This is a genomic window from Chitinophagaceae bacterium, from assembly GCA_016717285.1.
Classification (GTDB): Bacteria; Bacteroidota; Bacteroidia; order Chitinophagales; family UBA10324; genus JACCZZ01.
The window spans coordinates 470,917-487,920 of record JADKFU010000001.1 but is presented as its reverse complement, the minus strand read 5'-3'; the positions used below and the strand labels follow the sequence as shown (position 1 = coordinate 487,920).

Here is a 17,004-nt window from a genome sequence, read left to right as displayed (position 1 = left end):
TTCATTAATCATCAAAATTAATATTCCAATCCATTCCTTTTTTCTTTCATGCTATATCCTGTTTTTTCTGAAAATACATTGGTGATTCCGGATTTAACTTCTAAATTCAACTCCCCAAAAAAATTAAGATACCTAAGTAAACTTTTAATATGCCGAAATCACCCGCAGAAATGCAGGAAGCAATCGTTCGCAACCTGTATAAAAATACCGGAAAGACGCTCGATCAATGGATTGAATTAGTAAAGAAGTCGGGGCCAAAGGACAGGAAAGAAAAAACTAACTGGCTGAAGACAAAACATCTTTTAGGCAGCGGGCAGGCCTCTACCATCACAAAGATGATGTATGAAGGCATGTCGGATTATGATGCTGATTATTTAATGCAACTGCATTTCAACGGCGACAAAGATTACCAGAAACCCATCTATGATAAAATTACAGACTCATTAAAAAAATGGGGCGATCACAAAATCGCCATTAATAAAACTTATCTGTCTCTTATTCACCGGCTGCAATTTGCCATTATTAAAACAACAAAGGATGGCATGGTGATCGGTGTGCCGGCAGTTGCGGTGAAAGATGCGAAGAATAAAGAATTCAAGCTTACAAAAAATTTAGGCAGCGACCGCATCACCCATAAGCTTTTACTCAACGACATCAGCGATCTTTCTGATGGGGTGATGAGGGTTTTGAAGGCATCTTACGACAGGTGTTGAGAATTGAGAATTAGAAATTAGAAATGACAATGACTAATGACCAATGACCAACGACTAACAAACAGACAACTAACAACTAACAACTCACAACTCACAACTCACAACTCACAACTACTCTTATGCGTATCAACCGACCAGAAAAAAACGATTACCCTGAATATTATGAAAAATATATTGCCAAAGTTTCCGGCGATCCGTTAACAGAATTAAAGACAAACTATAAAACACTTCGCAGGATGGTGTTGAAGCTTGGCCGGAAAGATTTGAATTTTCGCTATGCACCGGGCAAATGGACCATCAAGGAAATCCTGGTGCACCTGATGGATGGTGAAAGGGTTTTTTGCTACCGTGCATTGCGGTTTGCCAGAAAAGATACCACTGAACTTCCGGGATTTGAAGAAAATGAATGGGTACCAAACAGCAATGCCAACAATCGCAAGCTGCGTTCAATTCTTGGAGAGTATCTTGCCGTTAGAAACAGCACGATCGAATTATTTTCGAATATGAATAAAGACATGCTGAACAGTTCCGGCATTGCGAATGGAAAACCCATTTCAGTCCGTTCAATTTTGTATGTGATAACAGGCCATGAAATTCACCACACACGTATCATGCTTGAACGATATATTGAAAAGTCGTACGTGCCACCCAGATAAAATGATGGCTGCTTTCTTACTTGTCAGTTTTTATTGCGAATGCTTTTTAACTGCAGAATTGTTTTTAACGCCACAATTTATAGAGCTGCCATACCTTGTGTTTCAATTCACTACAATGCATATCGCATTGCAGTTATCCTCCTGATTTCTTCAATGTGAATTAAAATATAAGTCTTTACAAATGATTCCTGACTGGCTTCTTTCGCTTATCCAACCTACTGATCAGCCCGGAATCGCCGGATCACTGTTGTTGATTTTCCTCGTAATGTCAGCAGGAATTGCGCTGGGTAAAATCACGATAAAAAAAGTATCACTCGGCTTAGCAGGTGTTTTGTTTGCCGGAATCATCATGGGACATTTCGGGTACAGGATGGAAGCAAAAACGCTCGACTTTTTACGCGATGCTGGTTTAATCCTTTTTGTATATGCAGTCGGCATGCAGGTGGGCCCCTCCTTTTTTTCCTCATTTAAAAAGGATGGATTGCTCTTCAATGCTTTGGCTATCGGAACAATACTAGGCGGAGCATTTGTCACGATATTACTTTTCAAAATCACCAATGCAGGAATGGATAACCTTGTCGGTATCATGTCGGGAGCTGTTACTAACACTCCTGGACTTGGCGCGGCAAAGGCAGCATTAAACGATGTCGCATCCAGGAATCCGGGGTTGATTTTCAATGATCCTGCAAACGCTTATGCCATAACCTATCCATTCGGTGTTTTGGGAGTAATACTGGTTATGCTTGCAGGTAAAAGCATTTTTCGCATTGATATTGATGCTGAGATTTCCCAATTTGAAAATACAATCAGACAAAAATATCCCTCGCCGTCCGTTGCAAAATGCCGTGTGACCAGCCCTCAGTTTATTGGAAATACCATTGATCATTTCCTGCTTGAAAGTAAACTTGAAGTAATTGTATCCCGGCTGAAACACAGTGGTTCCACCATAGTGGAAACTCCTGCCGGCAGCGATGTATTAACGGAGCGTGATGTGCTGATGCTTGTTGGCTTACCACAAGATGTTACAAAAGCGATTGAATTGCTTGGGTATACTTCAACCGATCATTTTATTGAGTCGCAGGATAAAACGGTCACAAAAAGTCTACTGGTCACGCGCAATAGTTCGGTTCAAAAATCAATTGAACAACTGAACCTTGAAGATCAATTTGGCGCACGGATCACCCGCGTTTATCGAGCCGGTCTTGAAATGCTTGCATCGCCCAGTCTTGTATTACATTATGGCGATAAGATAAGAGTGGTTGCTGACCAAAAGGCGCTGGAGAAAATTGCAAAGCTGGTCGGTAATTCAGAGAAACGATTGCTGGAACCTCAATTGCTTTCGATCTTTCTTGGAATTGTTTTGGGAATAGGAATCGGTTCCATTCCAATACTATTACCCGGACTTGCCTCGCCTGTAAAACTTGGGATGGCTGCCGGTCCTTTGTTGGTTGCACTGGTGATCAGCAGGTTTGGAGGTATCTCTACTATCCATTCTTTTTTAAACCAGAGTGCAATGTTGTTTATGAAAGATTTTGGTATCAGTTTATTTTTTGCCGCTGTCGGACTTCATGCCGGAGAAACATTTTATGACACCTTCGTCAATTACCATGGCTGGATCTGGGTGCTGTATGGAAGTTGCATTACTATTCTTCCTTTGTTGTGTATGGTGATAGTTGCCAAACTTTTTTTCAGGATAAATTATCTTCCGTTACTTGGACTTATTTCCGGAACCTACACCGATCCTGCAGCACTCGCTTTCAGTAATTCATACTTCAGATCTGACCTTCCGATTCAGGCTTATGCTACGGTATATCCCATTGCAACCATTATGCGTATCCTGGTAGCACAACTGTTGGTCTTGTATTTTACAACATGATAAAAGAAGCACCAATTATTCAAAGTATAGTTGCCAGGTTAGTCAATCATGCATACAGACATAAGATGTTATATGGCTCATAATTAAGTACTTAGGTAATACCACCTATCCATTCGAACGAGATTGTAATCAGATGGGAAAAAAGTGTAGAGACTATGAGGATTCTTAAAAAGAGGACTGTTAAAAAGAGTAAATTATTTAATTCCCCATACAATTCCGGTATTTCCAAAGTGAGTGTACCAGCTAAACCAATATGAAAAATAAGCAGGAACGACTTCTCCATTTAAGGTGGCTGAAGGAATATTTTTTTTCACGGTAACGGAAACGATGCCGTCAGGCGACTTCACTGTTGCCGCACCTTTCTTTAATAAACTGATCCAGTCAAAAGCAACTGTTCCATTTCCGGTGGACACGATATACATCATTTGCTTTGCCGGAAACTGATTGCTCCTGTTGCTGACAGGGAAATACAATTCTTCCGTTGACATATAATCTGCGTAAGGATTCTGCGTGTAATTGCGGTCGAAGCCTGTCTTCGGACTTAAAACCCTGGCATTGGGAAAATCGGAGATAACATCTTCATACGATACGAGCACTGAATTTACCAGCTTCAATTTCTTTCCGGTGAATTTACCAACCACTGCTTCGCCCATTGACTGCGACCAAAGACTTTCATTCACATCATCAAACATTAATAAATTCGACTCGTATAATTTTCCACTCACACCAAACTCCAGGGTATCTTCCTCCACTACTCTTTCATATACTATTCCTGATCCGCATAACGGACAGAATGTTACAGCTACAGGAACACCTTCCATCACATCATTCACCACTTCATGCCAATCAAGAATGTTCAACGGATAAAATTTAGTTTCTGATTTTCCCTGCAACAAGATTCCATAATCCGGTTCAGTCAGAAAACCTTTAGCTTCGGCAACAGAGATAAATTCCGGAAAATCGATAGCGGGAATCCCATTCTTTGAAACGCCACCATCACGTATTGAATCTATCGGAATAGCATGTTTTGAAAAATCGGTTTTTAGTTCCCTGAAATTATATTCATGTTCCAGGGAAGAATCAGCAATTGCTGAAACATTCGCAGAATCTGCGGCCACTTTATCACCTCCGGTCTGTGGAGATGAACAAGAAGAAATAAATACAGGAATTAAAAAGGAAATCAGGAAGCAGGCAAAACGTGACTTATACAATGCAGCGCAAATGAAGTTAACTGAAACTAAATACGATGAATGACTATTGACCGATGACCAATGGCTAACTCTGCTCCCCACCAGCCCTTGCTATATATTTATCCATGTCCCTTCCTTCAGCAGTATTCGGGTATTTGGATTTGATCTCTTCATATAACTTTTTTGCTTCGGAAACCTTCTTTTGATTTTCAAGCAGCATGCCTGCTTTCTTCAAAAACATCGGAGTAGTAAGTTCATTTTCAAAATTGTAAGCTGCCTTTTTATAGTAATCCACAGCTTCGTCCATTTTATTCAATTCAGAATATGCATCACCCATAGCACCCAACGACATGCTGGTTACCATTTTGTCTTTACCACTATAATCTTTCAGATGATCGATAGCATCTTCAAACTTCCCTTGCTTCAGATAAATAATACCAGCATAATAATGAGCCAGGTTAGCTGCCGGTGTCCATTTATAATCTTCCATAATCTGGTTGAATCCGAGATAATTACCATCTCCGTTCAATGCACGTTCCAGCGAATCCTGTCCGAAATATTTTTCAGCCATAAACATCTGATTGGTGGCTTCTGTGCTTTTGGGTTCAAGGTATAATTTTGTAAAACCAAGGTACGCAGCCACCAAAGCGAACAATCCGCCGGCCACGTAACTAAGCAATGTCTTATTCTGGTTCACCCAATGCTCAAAATTATTCAGCCTGTCTTCCAGTCTCAGATTTTGGTCCTTTATTTCTTCTGCCATTTCAAATTGTTATTCGTGATTTATGATTGTTGATGATTAATCGGTAGTAAGTGCCTTATCTAACTTTTTCGTGTCAGTCGGCAAGAAACGGATAATCTGCTTCCATATAATTATCGCTGTAAATTTCGGATGGATCAGGATACGGAGATTCCTCAGCAAACTTTACGCTCTCATTTACCTCTTCAGTAATTCTTTCATTGATGGCCGCGATGTCACTTTCAGTCGCGTATTTATTTTTATAAATGGTGGCAAGCGTTGTTTCTAACGGATCCTTTTGTTTGTATTCTTCCACTTCATCCTTAGACCGATATTTAGCAGGATCACTCATTGAATGACCTTTGTACCTGTAAGTCTTGATTTCGAGCAGTGTTGGACCATCGCCTCTTCTCCCCCTTTCAGCCGCCTCTGCAATTGCTTCATGCACAGATTCGCAACGCATTCCATCAACCTGAAAAGAAGGCATGTCATACGCCAATCCCATTTTGCTGATGTCAACTACGTTGCTCGAACGTTCCACCGAAGTGCCCATAGCATACTCATTGTTCTCACAGATAAAGATGACCGGTATTTTCCAAAGCATGGCCATGTTAAAAGTTTCATGCAGTGCTCCCTGACGTGCCGCGCCATCTCCAAAAAAACAGGCACAAACATTCTTCGTTCCAAGGTATTTTTCTGAAAAGGCGATGCCTGCGCCGAGTGGGATCTGGGCTCCAACAATGCCATGTCCGCCAAAGAACTTTTTCTCTTTTGAAAAGAAATGCATGGAACCACCTTTACCCTTAGTGCAGCCTGTTGCTTTTCCAAACAATTCAGCCATACATTCATTAGCAGTAATGCCTTTGGCAAGAGCCAGGCCATGATCACGATAGGCAGTAATAATAGAATCTTCAGCCTGAAGAGCCGAAATAGTACCGGCTGCAATGGCTTCCTGTCCGATGTATAAATGACAAAACCCCCGGATCTTTTGCATCCCATATAACTGACCGGAACGCTCTTCAAAACGACGAATGCGCAGCATAAGCTCATACCAGGAGAGATAAGTTACTTTGGAAAATTTTGCGTTTACTGCATCCATAGTGAGCTTTCTTTCCGGCAACAAATCAGCTACTTCTGTAGCCATGCCATTGGTTTCTTTTGCTATTTTTGTTTTCGCCAATTCTATCGAATTAGGGTGCGAAAATAATTAAAAAAGTCAATTAGAACGAAGCGATTTTCACGACCTGTGTATCTTAAAGCATTATCACTCACCCAATTCAAGAATTATAGCTCAGTCCGGCTTGAATTCAGCCCCACATTGAATTTTTTTACAGGCCAAAATGGGGCCGGCAAAACCAACCTTCTTGACAGTATTCACTACCTGTGTCTCGGCAGGAGTTATTTTCATAACGGTGATCATCAGGCAATTCAACTTGAGCATGCCTTTTTCCGATTAGAGGGTTGTTTCATCCATGAAAAGGAGCAATTGTTCGTTAACTGCCATTTTGGTGGAGGCAGCAAAAAGGACTTTTCAAAAAACGGCGTCACTTACCAGCGCCTGGTGGACCATGTGGGGACTATTCCTGTAGTGATGATTGCTCCTGACGACCATTCGCTGATTGATGAAGGAAGTGACGAGCGCCGTCGTTTTATTGACAATACCATTTCACAGATCGATCATTTTTATCTTGAAGATCTTTTATCGTATAATAAAGTATTACAGCAGCGAAACGCGGCGTTAAAAAGTTTTGCCATGCGTCGCACTTTTGATGCAGCACTTATTGATGTGTTGAATACGCAACTGGTTGATTTTGGAGAAAAAATATTTCATAGCCGTACACGCTACTTGCAAAAAATGATTCCGTTGGTAAAGAATTACTACAATTTGATTTGTGATGAAAAAGAATTGATTCATGCAGCATATCATTCGGTAATTGAAAAAACGGATTTTCTAAAAGCACTTCAGGATTCACTGCAAAAAGACCGGCAGTTGGAAAGGACAACAGAAGGCATTCACCGTGATGAGTTTGAATTTTACCTGAACAATCAACCCATAAAAAAATTCGGTTCACAGGGTCAGAAGAAAACCTTTCTGATGTCGCTGAAATTTGCACAATGGGCACTCATCAAATCTGAACTCGATAAAACACCCATCCTGCTACTCGACGATTTATTTGATAAGATTGATGCACAAAGAGCCGGAAAAATCCTGGACATGATTGCAAATGATTCTTTCGGGCAGGTGTTTATTACCGATACACGAGCCGAAGGCTTCCTGCTTCCGCCGCCGGAAAAAATAAAAGGGTACCGCAGTTTTAAAATTGTATCCGGAAAAGTAGTGAGTAGTGAGTAGCATGTTATTATTCATGAGTCGTTAGTGAATCGGTCATTAGGCATTGAGTCATTAGATATTTAGTCATTTGTCATTAAGTCTTTAAACTTTAAATCTTTAGTCATCTGTCATTTGCAGATTGTTCATTTGTACATTAGGCATTTTTGATTCGTCATTGGTACATTAGTCAAAGTAATGGGCAGCAAAATTATCTGCACACCGGCGCATTAATACATGGGCACATTAATTCCTGATTCTTAATTCTTAATTCCCACTATATTTGCCCGCATCAACCCTATGGATAAAGAAACAGCAAGAACAAGAACAAAGATCATTGCCACCATTGGCCCTGCCTCCAGAAATTATGAAACTATTTGTGCCATGATAGATGTCGGTTTGGATGTGGTACGGATGAATTTTTCTCACAGCACACATGAGGACCATCAGCAGACCGTTGACTCTGTTCGACGTTACAATACCGAATTCAACAGTAATATTTGTCTGCTGGGAGATCTGCAGGGTCCTAAACTCCGGGTTGGGATGGTAGAAAACAATGAAGTCTTTTTAGAAAATGGTAAAAAGATTTTTCTCACCTCGAAAGAAACCCTAAGCACTGTCAACCTGCTTTATATCAAGTACGAAAATCTTGCACAGGATGTGAAACCTGGCGAACGTATTCTTTTGGATGACGGCAAACTTACTTTAGAGATTCTGAGCAGCGATAATATAGATACCCTTGAAGCATTGATTATTCATGGTGGCAAACTGAGTTCCAAAAAGGGCGTGAACTTTCCGAATAGCAAGCTCTCGGTTCCTGCACTTTCGGAAAAGGACAAAGCAGATCTGGATTTTTCTCTTAAGAACAAAGTAGAATGGATCGCGCTATCATTTGTAAGATCGGCAGACGATGTGCAGCAGGTGAAAGATTTGCTTCACCTTGCTCATTCACGGGCAAAAGTGATTGCTAAAATCGAGAAGCCGGAAGCCATAAAAAACATCAATGAGATCATTGCAATTTCAGATGGCATTATGGTGGCTCGCGGCGATCTGGGGGTGGAAGTGGAATTGGAACAAGTACCGATTCTTCAAAAACAAATCGTTAAAGCCTGCATACAATCCGCGAAACCGGTAATCATTGCCACGCAAATGATGGAAAGTATGATCTCAAATCCTACACCAACAAGGGCAGAAACAAATGACGTTACCAATGCTGTGCTTGATGGTGCAGATGCTGTGATGCTGAGCGCAGAAACTTCTACAGGTGCTTTTCCGGTGCAGGTGGTAAAGATTATGGACAAGATCGTTCGGTTTGCTGAAAAAGAAGCGGACGTTTATAACAAGCGTAAACTGGTAAACAAGCATTCAAAAACTTTTTTGTCCGACGAAATTTGTCATCAGGCCTGCCTCATCTGCGAGGTACTGAATGCGAAAGCGATTGTGAGCATGACGCATTCGGGCTATACTGCTTTTCAATTAACGAGCTTCCGACCTAAAGCGCCTGTATTTATTTTTACGGATAACAAACAACTCCTCAACACACTCAATTTGTTGTGGGGTGTAAAATGTTTTTACTACAATAAATTCGCGACTACCGATGAAACCATCCATGATGTAAACAGCATTTTACACAATTTGGGATTTGTTGAAAAAGGTGATTTGGTAATCAATACGGCAAGCATGCCGCTGCATACAAGAAGCAGAACGAATACGATTAAGGTGAGCAGGATCGATTAAGACGACAAGAGTTTGAAATGTTTAAATGTTTTGAATTGTTTGAAGGGTTTTGTGGCAGTTACTGATGTTCCGTTTAATTATAACTTTTGCCGGTTTCATAATTGTTTTATCCTGCTCTTCAAAACAGGTAAAGCAACCGGTTGAAATAAAAGACAGTGTTGCTGCGAGTGCTGTTTTTCCAAAAGAAATTTTTCCGGTTGATTCTGTTATTCGTTCTCTCACCTGTGCTAACGATCCTACTCAATCGCTTGCACTTTATCTTCCGCCGTCCTATTCATCTGAAGTTAAATTGCCTGTGATTGTTTTTTTCGATCCGCATGGTGATGGATCATTGCCGGTTTCAAAATACCATTCCCTGGCAAAACAATTCAATTACATTTTGATTGGATCCAATAATGCTAAAAACGGACTTACACTTTCACAAACCAATACAATCATTGCTACATTGTTAAACGATAGTAAACATCGAATTTCAATTGATGAACAGAGAATCTCCCTTGCGGGATTTTCAGGTGGTGCGAAGGTTGCGCTCTCTTATGCATCAGATCAGAATGAAATCAGCAACGTAATTTATGCAGGAGCTGCTGTTGCTTTGCAACACCCCAATCCAGGTCTTGTTCTTTTGGGTTTTGCAGGGGTAAATGATATGAATTATACCGACCTGTTAACTTTTGATCAGTCGCTGGCTGCGCACAACCTGACTCATTATTTAATCGAATGGAATGGAAAACATGAATGGCCGGATGCAGCCACTTTTCAGCATGCGTTTTATTGGATCACATTTAACTCGATGCGCTCCCACTTACAAGAACCTGATAAAGAAATCATAAAAGAGTATAAGCACCAGCATGAAAAAGCGATGCAGATCAGTACTGCGCCGATTGCGAAGGCGATGTTATTAAATGAAGCACTTAACTTTCTTCATGGCATTTCTTCCACTGAACTATATTCCCAACAACTTACAACCATTGGAAAGAACAAAACTTACCAGGAAGAAATAATCGGAAAGCAACAAGCAGTTCAAAAAGAACAAGCCTTGAAACAGGAATATTACAGCGCATTCTCTCAAAAAGATCTGAAATGGTGGAATCAGGAAATTGCGCGTATGAACAGCATTTCTGATCCTGTTTCAAAACCAATGTATCAGCGTTTGCTGGGATTTATTTCTCTTGCATGTTATTCCATTTCCGGAAACGCAATTCATCAAAATCAATGGGAGACAGCAAAAAAAATACTCGCAGTCTATCGGTTGGCTGACCCTGAAAATGCTGATCAGGCATTTTTAGAAGCCTGCTATTTTGCAAAAACTGAAAATCCTGCACAAGCAATTACTTCATTAAAAAGAGCTGTCGTCCTGGGATTAAAAGATCCTGCTAAATTGAAAAATGAGCCCGCATTATCTTCTTTGCAATCAGAACCGGAATTTATTGCTATTGTAGAGGGTATTCAATAAAGGTTGAAGCTCTCCTCAGCTAAACTCATATTGAAGATTAAATGAGGTGCAATTCAGATGTCTCGAAATTCCGGTGAATTTTTATCACTTTTATTATCGCTTTTTGTTTGCAACCTTTGCACTATCTAAATCGAAAAAAAATGAACTTCAGGAATCTTCTTTTCTCCACCACAGTATGCTTGTTGATAGCAGCTTCTTGTTTTGGTCAGGATACCAACACCCGTAAAAATTGCTTCGACGATTATAATTATATGTTTACCACCAGAGGTACCATTCCTGTAACGGACGGCATGCAAAAAGTGACTGTTTCCGTGGTGGATGCCAGGGGAAAAGCAAATTGCAGGGTTGGTCAGATCATGGTGAAGGATAACACTGTTGTTCCACCACTTTATATTGCCCGGGAAGATGGTTCAATGACAGAAACAAAAGGCACCTTTGACCGGAATTTTTATCGCGAAACTGATGGCAAAATATCATTTACAATTATTGACGCCATGTCACCTGTTTATATGCTGGAAGGCAATCGCAAAGTGAGAGTGTATTTCATTGATTTCCTGAAACCGGAACCCGGACAGACCGTTAAAGCGCCCGTTATGAATTCACATATTACCATCGATACTATAATAAAAAAAGAAGATCTAAATTCGATAAACTCCAGCGCCAAAAGCATTGACTTTCAATCAGGAAAAGATAAACTTACAGCAGAATCATATCCACAGCTTGATGCCATTGTGACTATCATGAAACAATATCCGGACAGAAAATGGATTATTAATGGTCATACCGATAATACCGGGAATGCAGCCAGCAACCTTGAACTTTCCATCAAGAGGGCAACCACTGTACAACGTTATTTTATCAGTAAAGGAATTAAAGCTGATCTTTTATTTGCGGATGGTCATGGTGATAATGATCCGATCGCCGATAACAATACACCTGAAGGCCGCAAAATGAACCGGCGGGTAGAAATCATAATGGTGCAGTAGCCGGTTTTTTTACCGACACTTCACCTGGTTCACTTCATCACTTACTCTTTCTGTAAATAAATTTCCCGGTTGCTGACCTGCGATCAGGGAATTTTATTTTTGTTGCTGCACTTGCATTTTTTTTCTTATTCAAATATGAATTATTATAATAATTATCTGAAGAATCTGGTGCGCTTCAGAAAATCATTTTTCTTTTGATGGATATAGGTAAGCTTTTAGTCTTATCTTTAATCATACTGAAAATTACCTCGTATGAAGAAGTTAATGCTGCTGATTTTATTCATCTGCATATTAGTTTTTCTTCTTCCGAAAAAATTAATTGCACAAAACAATCAGCTACCGAATATTCTGTTCATAGTTGTTGATGACGGACGATACCAGGATTATGCTTCCACCGGAGGGCCATCATGGTTTCATACTCCCACCATCAACCGTATTGCCGATGAAGGTGCCGACTTCAAAAAAGATTATGTGGTGCTTTCATTATGTGAGCCCAGCCGCGTGAGTATTTTCACTGGTCAGTATCCACATCACAATGGATTTACATCCAACCTGCAGGTGTATGATACCAGCACACTGACTATCGCACGGATCCTGCGCAATCATGGCTATTATACCGGATTGGTTGGCAAATTTCTCAACGAATACATTGCTTTTCCCGACGCGGACTATAATTACTACTGTGCTTATAACGGTCAGGGAAACTATGGACCAAAAGTGTTTGATTTAAATGGAACTGATACACTCCTTGATGAAAACGTTCAGGTTGCCATTAACGATTATGCACTTCACTTTTTGCAATCTGTGCCTGACAGCACGCCGTTTTTTCTCCTCTACTCCTGCAAGGCGCCACATCCTGCTTACGTCGCCTATCCGGGTTATGAGAATGCGTTTCATTCAGCGCCTGTTCCGTTTCCGGAAAACTTTCATGGTTACACCAAGAATTATCCTAATTATATCTATCTCGAAAACAATTATGCAAATGATTCAGCTACCTGTGTGAGCGATATTCAAACCTATTACGAAACACTGATGGGTGTGGAAGCAGGCTTGGATTCTGTGTTCAGTGTGCTCGAAAGCAAAGGCATCCTGGACAGTACACTGATTGTTTATACAAGTGACAATGGAGTATTCATTGGAGATCATTACCTGCAACGCAAGCGATTGGCATATGAAGAGTCCATACATGTTCCACTGTTTGTTCGCTACCCAAAATGGTTTCCCGCGCATACGGTGGTTGATGATCAGTTTGCGCTGAACATAGATTTTTTTAAAACATTTTTAGACGTAGCAGGAATCGCTGATACTTTTGATGATGATGGTATTTCATTGCGTGAACTTGCAAATAACACGCAGCATCGAGGTCTCTTCCTCTATGAATATTTTCATGAAACATCGCAACCCGAAATTCCTGATTTCAGAAGTGTTCGTAGCATGCGATATAAGTACATCAGATCGTCGTGCGATCAATTGACTGAAGAGTTTTACGATTTGCAAAACGACACGCATGAAGACACTAATCAGATCTTTAATCCTGCTTACTCATCGCTGATCAGTGAATATCAATTCAAACTTGATAGTCTGAGAATAGAAGTGGGAGATACAACGGAAGCCATCAACATTTCCTGTAGCCTGCTGAATATTGACACGATTTTTTCAACAGCTTCTTCGCTCACTGAAAGCAAATTCTCCTTTCAGATTTTTCCGGATCCGGTAACTGATTTTTTATCGCTTCAATTTGATCTGTATTTAACTGAACAAGCAGATATACTGATTACTGATGCAGCAGGAAAAACTTATTTGAAAAAGAAATTTCCGCAGGCTGGCCTTTCACTTGTGAATACCATCAGCATCGATGTGAGCAATCTGCCTCCGGGAATTTATGTGCTTAAATTTTCCCAGGGAAAAGAAATGCAGGTAAAATTGTTTGTGAAGAAATAAGGAAACAAACTTTCAAATCTTTATCTTCCACTTTATTCCTCAACAGAAGCATTTGTGAGTAACACCTACTTCCAATTCAAACAATTCCGAATTGATCAGGATCAAAGCGCCATGAAAGTGGCGACTGACGCCTGCATATTAGGAGCTGTTACTCCTGCTTTTGCTGATGGTGCTATTCTCGATATTGGAACAGGAACAGGTTTGCTATCCTTGATGATGGCACAAAAATGCAGCAGCAGGATTGATGCCGTGGAGTTGGATGAAGCGAGCTTTCTTCAAGCCACTGCCAATGTGCAAAACAGTTTATGGAAGGATCGTATCAACGTGATAAATACTGATGTACGAACATTTCATCACCGCGGGAAATATAACCTCATCATTTGCAATCCACCTTTTTACGAAAAACATTTCAAGTCACCTTACCTGAAAAAAAATAAAGCCAAACATGCAGAACAACTTTCTTATCAGGAATTGATAGATGTGATAAAAAGAAGTTTAAACGCTCATGGCATGTTCTCGGTTTTACTTCCCGCAAACAGTTCTGAAAGATTTATTAAACAGGCATCACTTTCAGAGTTGTACGTCAACGAACGAATTTTAATCAGGGAAAATGAGCAACAAGAGGTAATTCGCCATATTATTTTTTTTTCAAACAATGCTACTGATCAACAGACGGAAAAAATACTGGTAATTAAAAACGGCGATGGAACCTATTCAAAATCATTTATTGAGCTGATGCAACCATATTATTTGCAGTTGTGAGAGTTTCAGAATGGGAACATTCATTTCTATTGGTTTAAGAATATTCTAAAGTAACCGGCAAGTATAAGATCCGTTGAAAATCTATGCGGCAGATTCCATTCCGGTGCAGCTATTATTCCTATCTGAAAAAGGCTTTTGTCCGATTGAATAGTTGACTGAGAAAAACACATGCAAACATTCAATGTTACAAGGCACAGCGGAAGAGCTATCCAGAGATTTTTCACGTTTTCATTTTCAGAAACTTATTGATTTTCAATTAGAAAACAATAGAGTAGACATTCGCTGAATTGCCTGTTTATAAGATTGAGTCAGAATTAGCAGCAGTTTTTTTCCTATCCGGTATATTTGTCATTCTCAAAAAATAAAAGACTCCCGACTGCGTTCTTAAGCCGATTTTTCACTATGACTCTATTGCTTCAGATTACCCAAACCGCCATTGACACTGTGGCGAATAATGCATTAACTCAACCTGCTGTCACAGCTCCACCTGAGCCGCTGAGCCTGCTCTCGCTCATCATGAAAGGAGGATGGATCATGTATCCGTTGGTGATTCTTTCAGTGCTTGCTGTGTATTTTGCTGTGGAACGATTCCTGGTGATCAGGCGTGCATCACGTATCGATCAGAATTTCATGTCTAACATCCGCGATTATTTGCTAACCGGAAAAATGGAACCGGCCATCATGCTTTGCAGAAATACCAATACGCCTATTGCACGGCTGCTTGGTAAAGGAATCAAGCGAATCGGTAAACCTATCAAGGAAGTGGAATCTGCTGTGGAGAGTGAAGGAAGGCTGGAGATTTATAAGCTCGATCACAACATGAATTACCTCGCCATCATTGCTGCCATTGCACCGATGATGGGATTTATTGGAACTATTTCAGGAGTAATAAAAATTTTTTACACCATTTCTGTTGAAAAAGTAATCAGCATTGATGGCATTGCAGGTGGTTTGTATGAAAAAATGATTACATCTGCTGCTGGACTGCTTGTTGGCATTTTTGCTTATGTATGCTTTAATCTGTTGAATAATATGATCGATCGTGTGTCGTACATGCTCGAAGCAAATGCAGTTGACTTTATTGACCTCATACAAGAGCCAACCGCATGAGATTCAGGAGAAATACGAGAATGAAAGCAGAGGTGTCTACCTCTTCGCTGAACGACATCATGTTTATGTTGCTGTTGTTCTTTCTGATCATTTCTACAATGATGAATCCATCTGTGATCAAACTCACCTTGCCAAAATCTACGAACAGTGAGCAAACTGTTGCAAAGAAAATGGTAACGTTGTCGATTGATCACAATATGAATTATGCAGTGGATGATCGTCCCGTCGCGTATCCGGATCTGGAAGCAGCATTGGCAGCTAAACTATCAACCATGAATGAACCAACCATCGTACTTCGGGTAGATAATTTACTCACGGTGCAGGATGTGGTAGATGTAATTGATATTGGCACGAAACTGAAAGCGAAAATGGTACTGGCAACGGATAAAAAGAAATAGTCAATAGTCATTAGTCATTGTCATTAGTAGTTTAACTTTTTTATAGCAAGCTACAGTTCAATAGAAAAAAGTCAAGATTTAATAAAATGCACGCCATAGATTCTTCCAATTTTCTGAAACATGAAGTGGATATTAATCCATCTTTCGATGCGGAAAATGTGCGGATGGATAGAAGAAGCAAGTTGAACAGCTTGCTTACCACTATTACTGTTCATGCTGCATTGATATTGATCCTCCTGTTTTTTTTCACGCTCACTCCTCCTGATCCTCCTTTATCTGATCAGGGTGTTTTTCTGAATATTGGTTTGGTGGAAGAAGGTTCAGGAGATATACAACCGATGGGAACCGCTGAGGAATTGGTTGCACCAACTCCTGTTGCTACGAGTGCGGCGGCGCAACAACAGAAAACAAATGACGTAGTTACACAAGAAACAGAAGAGGCACCTGTAATTCAGAAAAAGGAAACGCCGAAGAAAACAAGTCCAACCACTACACCTGCTACAACAACAAAAAACAATACTGCTGCTCCAACACCCACTCCACCCAAACCGCAACCGAAAGCACTGTACCCGGGAAGCACTGCCAACAACAGCACGAGTGAAGGAACCGGCAATAAAACCGGTGACCAGGGCAAACCGAATGGAAGCCCGTTTGGTGATTCGTATGAAGGCAATCCGGGAATGGGAGGCCCGGGATTAGGTGGTGATGGAGGAAAAGCACAGTTGGGCATGAGTGGAAGAAAAATAATTTATTTTCCTTCCATAATTGATAACACTCAGCGCACGGGCAAAGTGGTTGTGAATATTAAAGTGGATAAAACCGGCAATGTTACTTTTGCGAAAGCAACACAGAAAGGTTCTACTACTACAGACACTTATCTCTTCCAACTCGCCGAAGCTGCTGCCATGAAAACCCGGGTGAATGCTGATCCTGATGCTGCGGAAGAACAGTTTGGGACCATTACATATACCTTCAGAGTAAAATAATTCCTGCCTTACGGTTGATTATAATTCCTAATCCGGATAAACCAGCATCAAAATAAACATCGAACATAGATCAACGATTTTTGAATGATGAAGTGAACGAAGCGAAGCAGGTTTGCGGAACAGTTCCG

Annotated in this window: 15 protein-coding genes; 12 read left to right on the top strand and 3 right to left on the bottom strand. The window is 40.5% G+C overall.

The features are described 5' to 3' along the window. Nucleotides 1-149: 149 nt before the first annotated feature. The 3 genes from IPO83_02095 (at nucleotide 150) to IPO83_02085 (ending at nucleotide 3,245) form a co-directional block, all read left to right on the top strand. A complete protein-coding gene (locus IPO83_02095) occupies nucleotides 150-713 on the top strand; it encodes a DUF4287 domain-containing protein (GenBank protein MBK9730073.1) in 564 nt (187 codons plus the stop codon). A 119-nt stretch (nucleotides 714-832) separates the two neighbouring features. Next, complete coding sequence (locus tag IPO83_02090) at nucleotides 833-1,369, top strand: DinB family protein (protein MBK9730072.1); 537 nt, start codon at nucleotides 833-835, stop codon at nucleotides 1,367-1,369. Nucleotides 1,370-1,550: 181 nt separating this feature from the next. After that, the gene (locus IPO83_02085) at nucleotides 1,551-3,245 is read left to right on the top strand and encodes a putative transporter (protein MBK9730071.1); all 1,695 of its coding nucleotides are present in this window, start codon (nucleotides 1,551-1,553) and stop codon (nucleotides 3,243-3,245) included. 194 nt (nucleotides 3,246-3,439) lie between these two features. Here the strand turns inward: IPO83_02085 and IPO83_02080 are convergent, their stop codons facing one another. The 3 genes from IPO83_02080 to pdhA all read right to left on the bottom strand — a co-directional run bounded on the left by IPO83_02080 (nucleotide 3,440) and on the right by pdhA (nucleotide 6,273). Beyond that, complete coding sequence (locus IPO83_02080; GenBank protein MBK9730070.1) at nucleotides 3,440-4,456, bottom strand: DUF3179 domain-containing protein; 1,017 nt, start codon at nucleotides 4,454-4,456, stop codon at nucleotides 3,440-3,442. 64 nt (nucleotides 4,457-4,520) lie between these two features. Then, nucleotides 4,521-5,198 carry a tetratricopeptide repeat protein gene (locus IPO83_02075; GenBank protein MBK9730069.1) on the bottom strand — a complete coding sequence of 226 codons (678 nt, stop codon included), beginning with the start codon at nucleotides 5,196-5,198 and terminating at the stop codon, nucleotides 4,521-4,523. Nucleotides 5,199-5,271: 73 nt separating this feature from the next. Then, nucleotides 5,272-6,273 carry a pyruvate dehydrogenase (acetyl-transferring) E1 component subunit alpha gene (gene pdhA / locus IPO83_02070; protein MBK9730068.1) on the bottom strand — a complete coding sequence of 334 codons (1,002 nt, stop codon included), beginning with the start codon at nucleotides 6,271-6,273 and terminating at the stop codon, nucleotides 5,272-5,274. Nucleotides 6,274-6,420: 147 nt separating this feature from the next. Here pdhA and IPO83_02065 point away from each other — a divergent pair, with 147 nt between their 5' ends. The 9 genes from IPO83_02065 (at nucleotide 6,421) to IPO83_02025 (ending at nucleotide 16,876) form a co-directional block, all read left to right on the top strand. Then, nucleotides 6,421-7,527 (top strand): DNA replication/repair protein RecF, encoded by a 1,107-nt coding sequence (locus tag IPO83_02065; GenBank protein MBK9730067.1) that lies wholly within the window; start codon nucleotides 6,421-6,423, stop codon nucleotides 7,525-7,527. 276 nt (nucleotides 7,528-7,803) lie between these two features. Beyond that, nucleotides 7,804-9,240 (top strand): pyruvate kinase, encoded by a 1,437-nt coding sequence (gene pyk, locus IPO83_02060; GenBank protein MBK9730066.1) that lies wholly within the window; start codon nucleotides 7,804-7,806, stop codon nucleotides 9,238-9,240. 64 nt (nucleotides 9,241-9,304) lie between these two features. Continuing rightward, nucleotides 9,305-10,693: a hypothetical protein gene (locus IPO83_02055; GenBank protein MBK9730065.1), complete on the top strand. Its 1,389-nt coding sequence runs from the start codon at nucleotides 9,305-9,307 to the stop codon at nucleotides 10,691-10,693. 140 nt (nucleotides 10,694-10,833) lie between these two features. After that, nucleotides 10,834-11,679, top strand: a complete 846-nt coding sequence (locus IPO83_02050; protein ID MBK9730064.1) for an OmpA family protein — start codon at nucleotides 10,834-10,836, stop codon at nucleotides 11,677-11,679. A gap of 252 nt (nucleotides 11,680-11,931) precedes the next feature. Next, nucleotides 11,932-13,620, top strand: a complete 1,689-nt coding sequence (locus tag IPO83_02045; GenBank protein ID MBK9730063.1) for a sulfatase-like hydrolase/transferase — start codon at nucleotides 11,932-11,934, stop codon at nucleotides 13,618-13,620. Nucleotides 13,621-13,674: 54 nt separating this feature from the next. Further along, nucleotides 13,675-14,382: a methyltransferase gene (locus IPO83_02040; protein ID MBK9730062.1), complete on the top strand. Its 708-nt coding sequence runs from the start codon at nucleotides 13,675-13,677 to the stop codon at nucleotides 14,380-14,382. Nucleotides 14,383-14,784: 402 nt separating this feature from the next. Continuing rightward, nucleotides 14,785-15,492 (top strand): MotA/TolQ/ExbB proton channel family protein, encoded by a 708-nt coding sequence (locus IPO83_02035; protein MBK9730061.1) that lies wholly within the window; start codon nucleotides 14,785-14,787, stop codon nucleotides 15,490-15,492. After that, the gene (locus IPO83_02030; protein ID MBK9730060.1) at nucleotides 15,489-15,890 is read left to right on the top strand and encodes a biopolymer transporter ExbD; all 402 of its coding nucleotides are present in this window, start codon (nucleotides 15,489-15,491) and stop codon (nucleotides 15,888-15,890) included. Before IPO83_02035 ends, IPO83_02030 begins: the two co-directional genes overlap by 4 nt. Nucleotides 15,891-15,976: 86 nt before the next feature. Next, nucleotides 15,977-16,876, top strand: a complete 900-nt coding sequence (locus IPO83_02025; GenBank protein ID MBK9730059.1) for a hypothetical protein — start codon at nucleotides 15,977-15,979, stop codon at nucleotides 16,874-16,876. Nucleotides 16,877-17,004: the final 128 nt, after the last annotated feature.

Bases quoted from the DNA above. Each gene is read 5' to 3' on its own strand.
- IPO83_02090 (MBK9730072.1), top strand. From the start codon at position 833: ATGCGTATCAACCGACCAGAAAAAAACGATTACCCTGAATATTATGAA.
- pdhA (MBK9730068.1), bottom strand. From the start codon at position 6,273: ATGGATGCAGTAAACGCAAAATTTTCCAAAGTAACTTATCTCTCCTGG.
- IPO83_02085 (MBK9730071.1), top strand. From the start codon at position 1,551: ATGATTCCTGACTGGCTTCTTTCGCTTATCCAACCTACTGATCAGCCC.
- IPO83_02035 (MBK9730061.1), top strand. From the start codon at position 14,785: ATGACTCTATTGCTTCAGATTACCCAAACCGCCATTGACACTGTGGCG.
- IPO83_02030 (MBK9730060.1), top strand. From the start codon at position 15,489: ATGAGATTCAGGAGAAATACGAGAATGAAAGCAGAGGTGTCTACCTCT.
- IPO83_02095 (MBK9730073.1), top strand. From the start codon at position 150: ATGCCGAAATCACCCGCAGAAATGCAGGAAGCAATCGTTCGCAACCTG.
- IPO83_02055 (MBK9730065.1), top strand. From the start codon at position 9,305: ATGTTCCGTTTAATTATAACTTTTGCCGGTTTCATAATTGTTTTATCC.
- IPO83_02075 (MBK9730069.1), bottom strand. From the start codon at position 5,198: ATGGCAGAAGAAATAAAGGACCAAAATCTGAGACTGGAAGACAGGCTG.
- IPO83_02025 (MBK9730059.1), top strand. From the start codon at position 15,977: ATGCACGCCATAGATTCTTCCAATTTTCTGAAACATGAAGTGGATATT.
- pyk (MBK9730066.1), top strand. From the start codon at position 7,804: ATGGATAAAGAAACAGCAAGAACAAGAACAAAGATCATTGCCACCATT.
- IPO83_02045 (MBK9730063.1), top strand. From the start codon at position 11,932: ATGAAGAAGTTAATGCTGCTGATTTTATTCATCTGCATATTAGTTTTT.
- IPO83_02050 (MBK9730064.1), top strand. From the start codon at position 10,834: ATGAACTTCAGGAATCTTCTTTTCTCCACCACAGTATGCTTGTTGATA.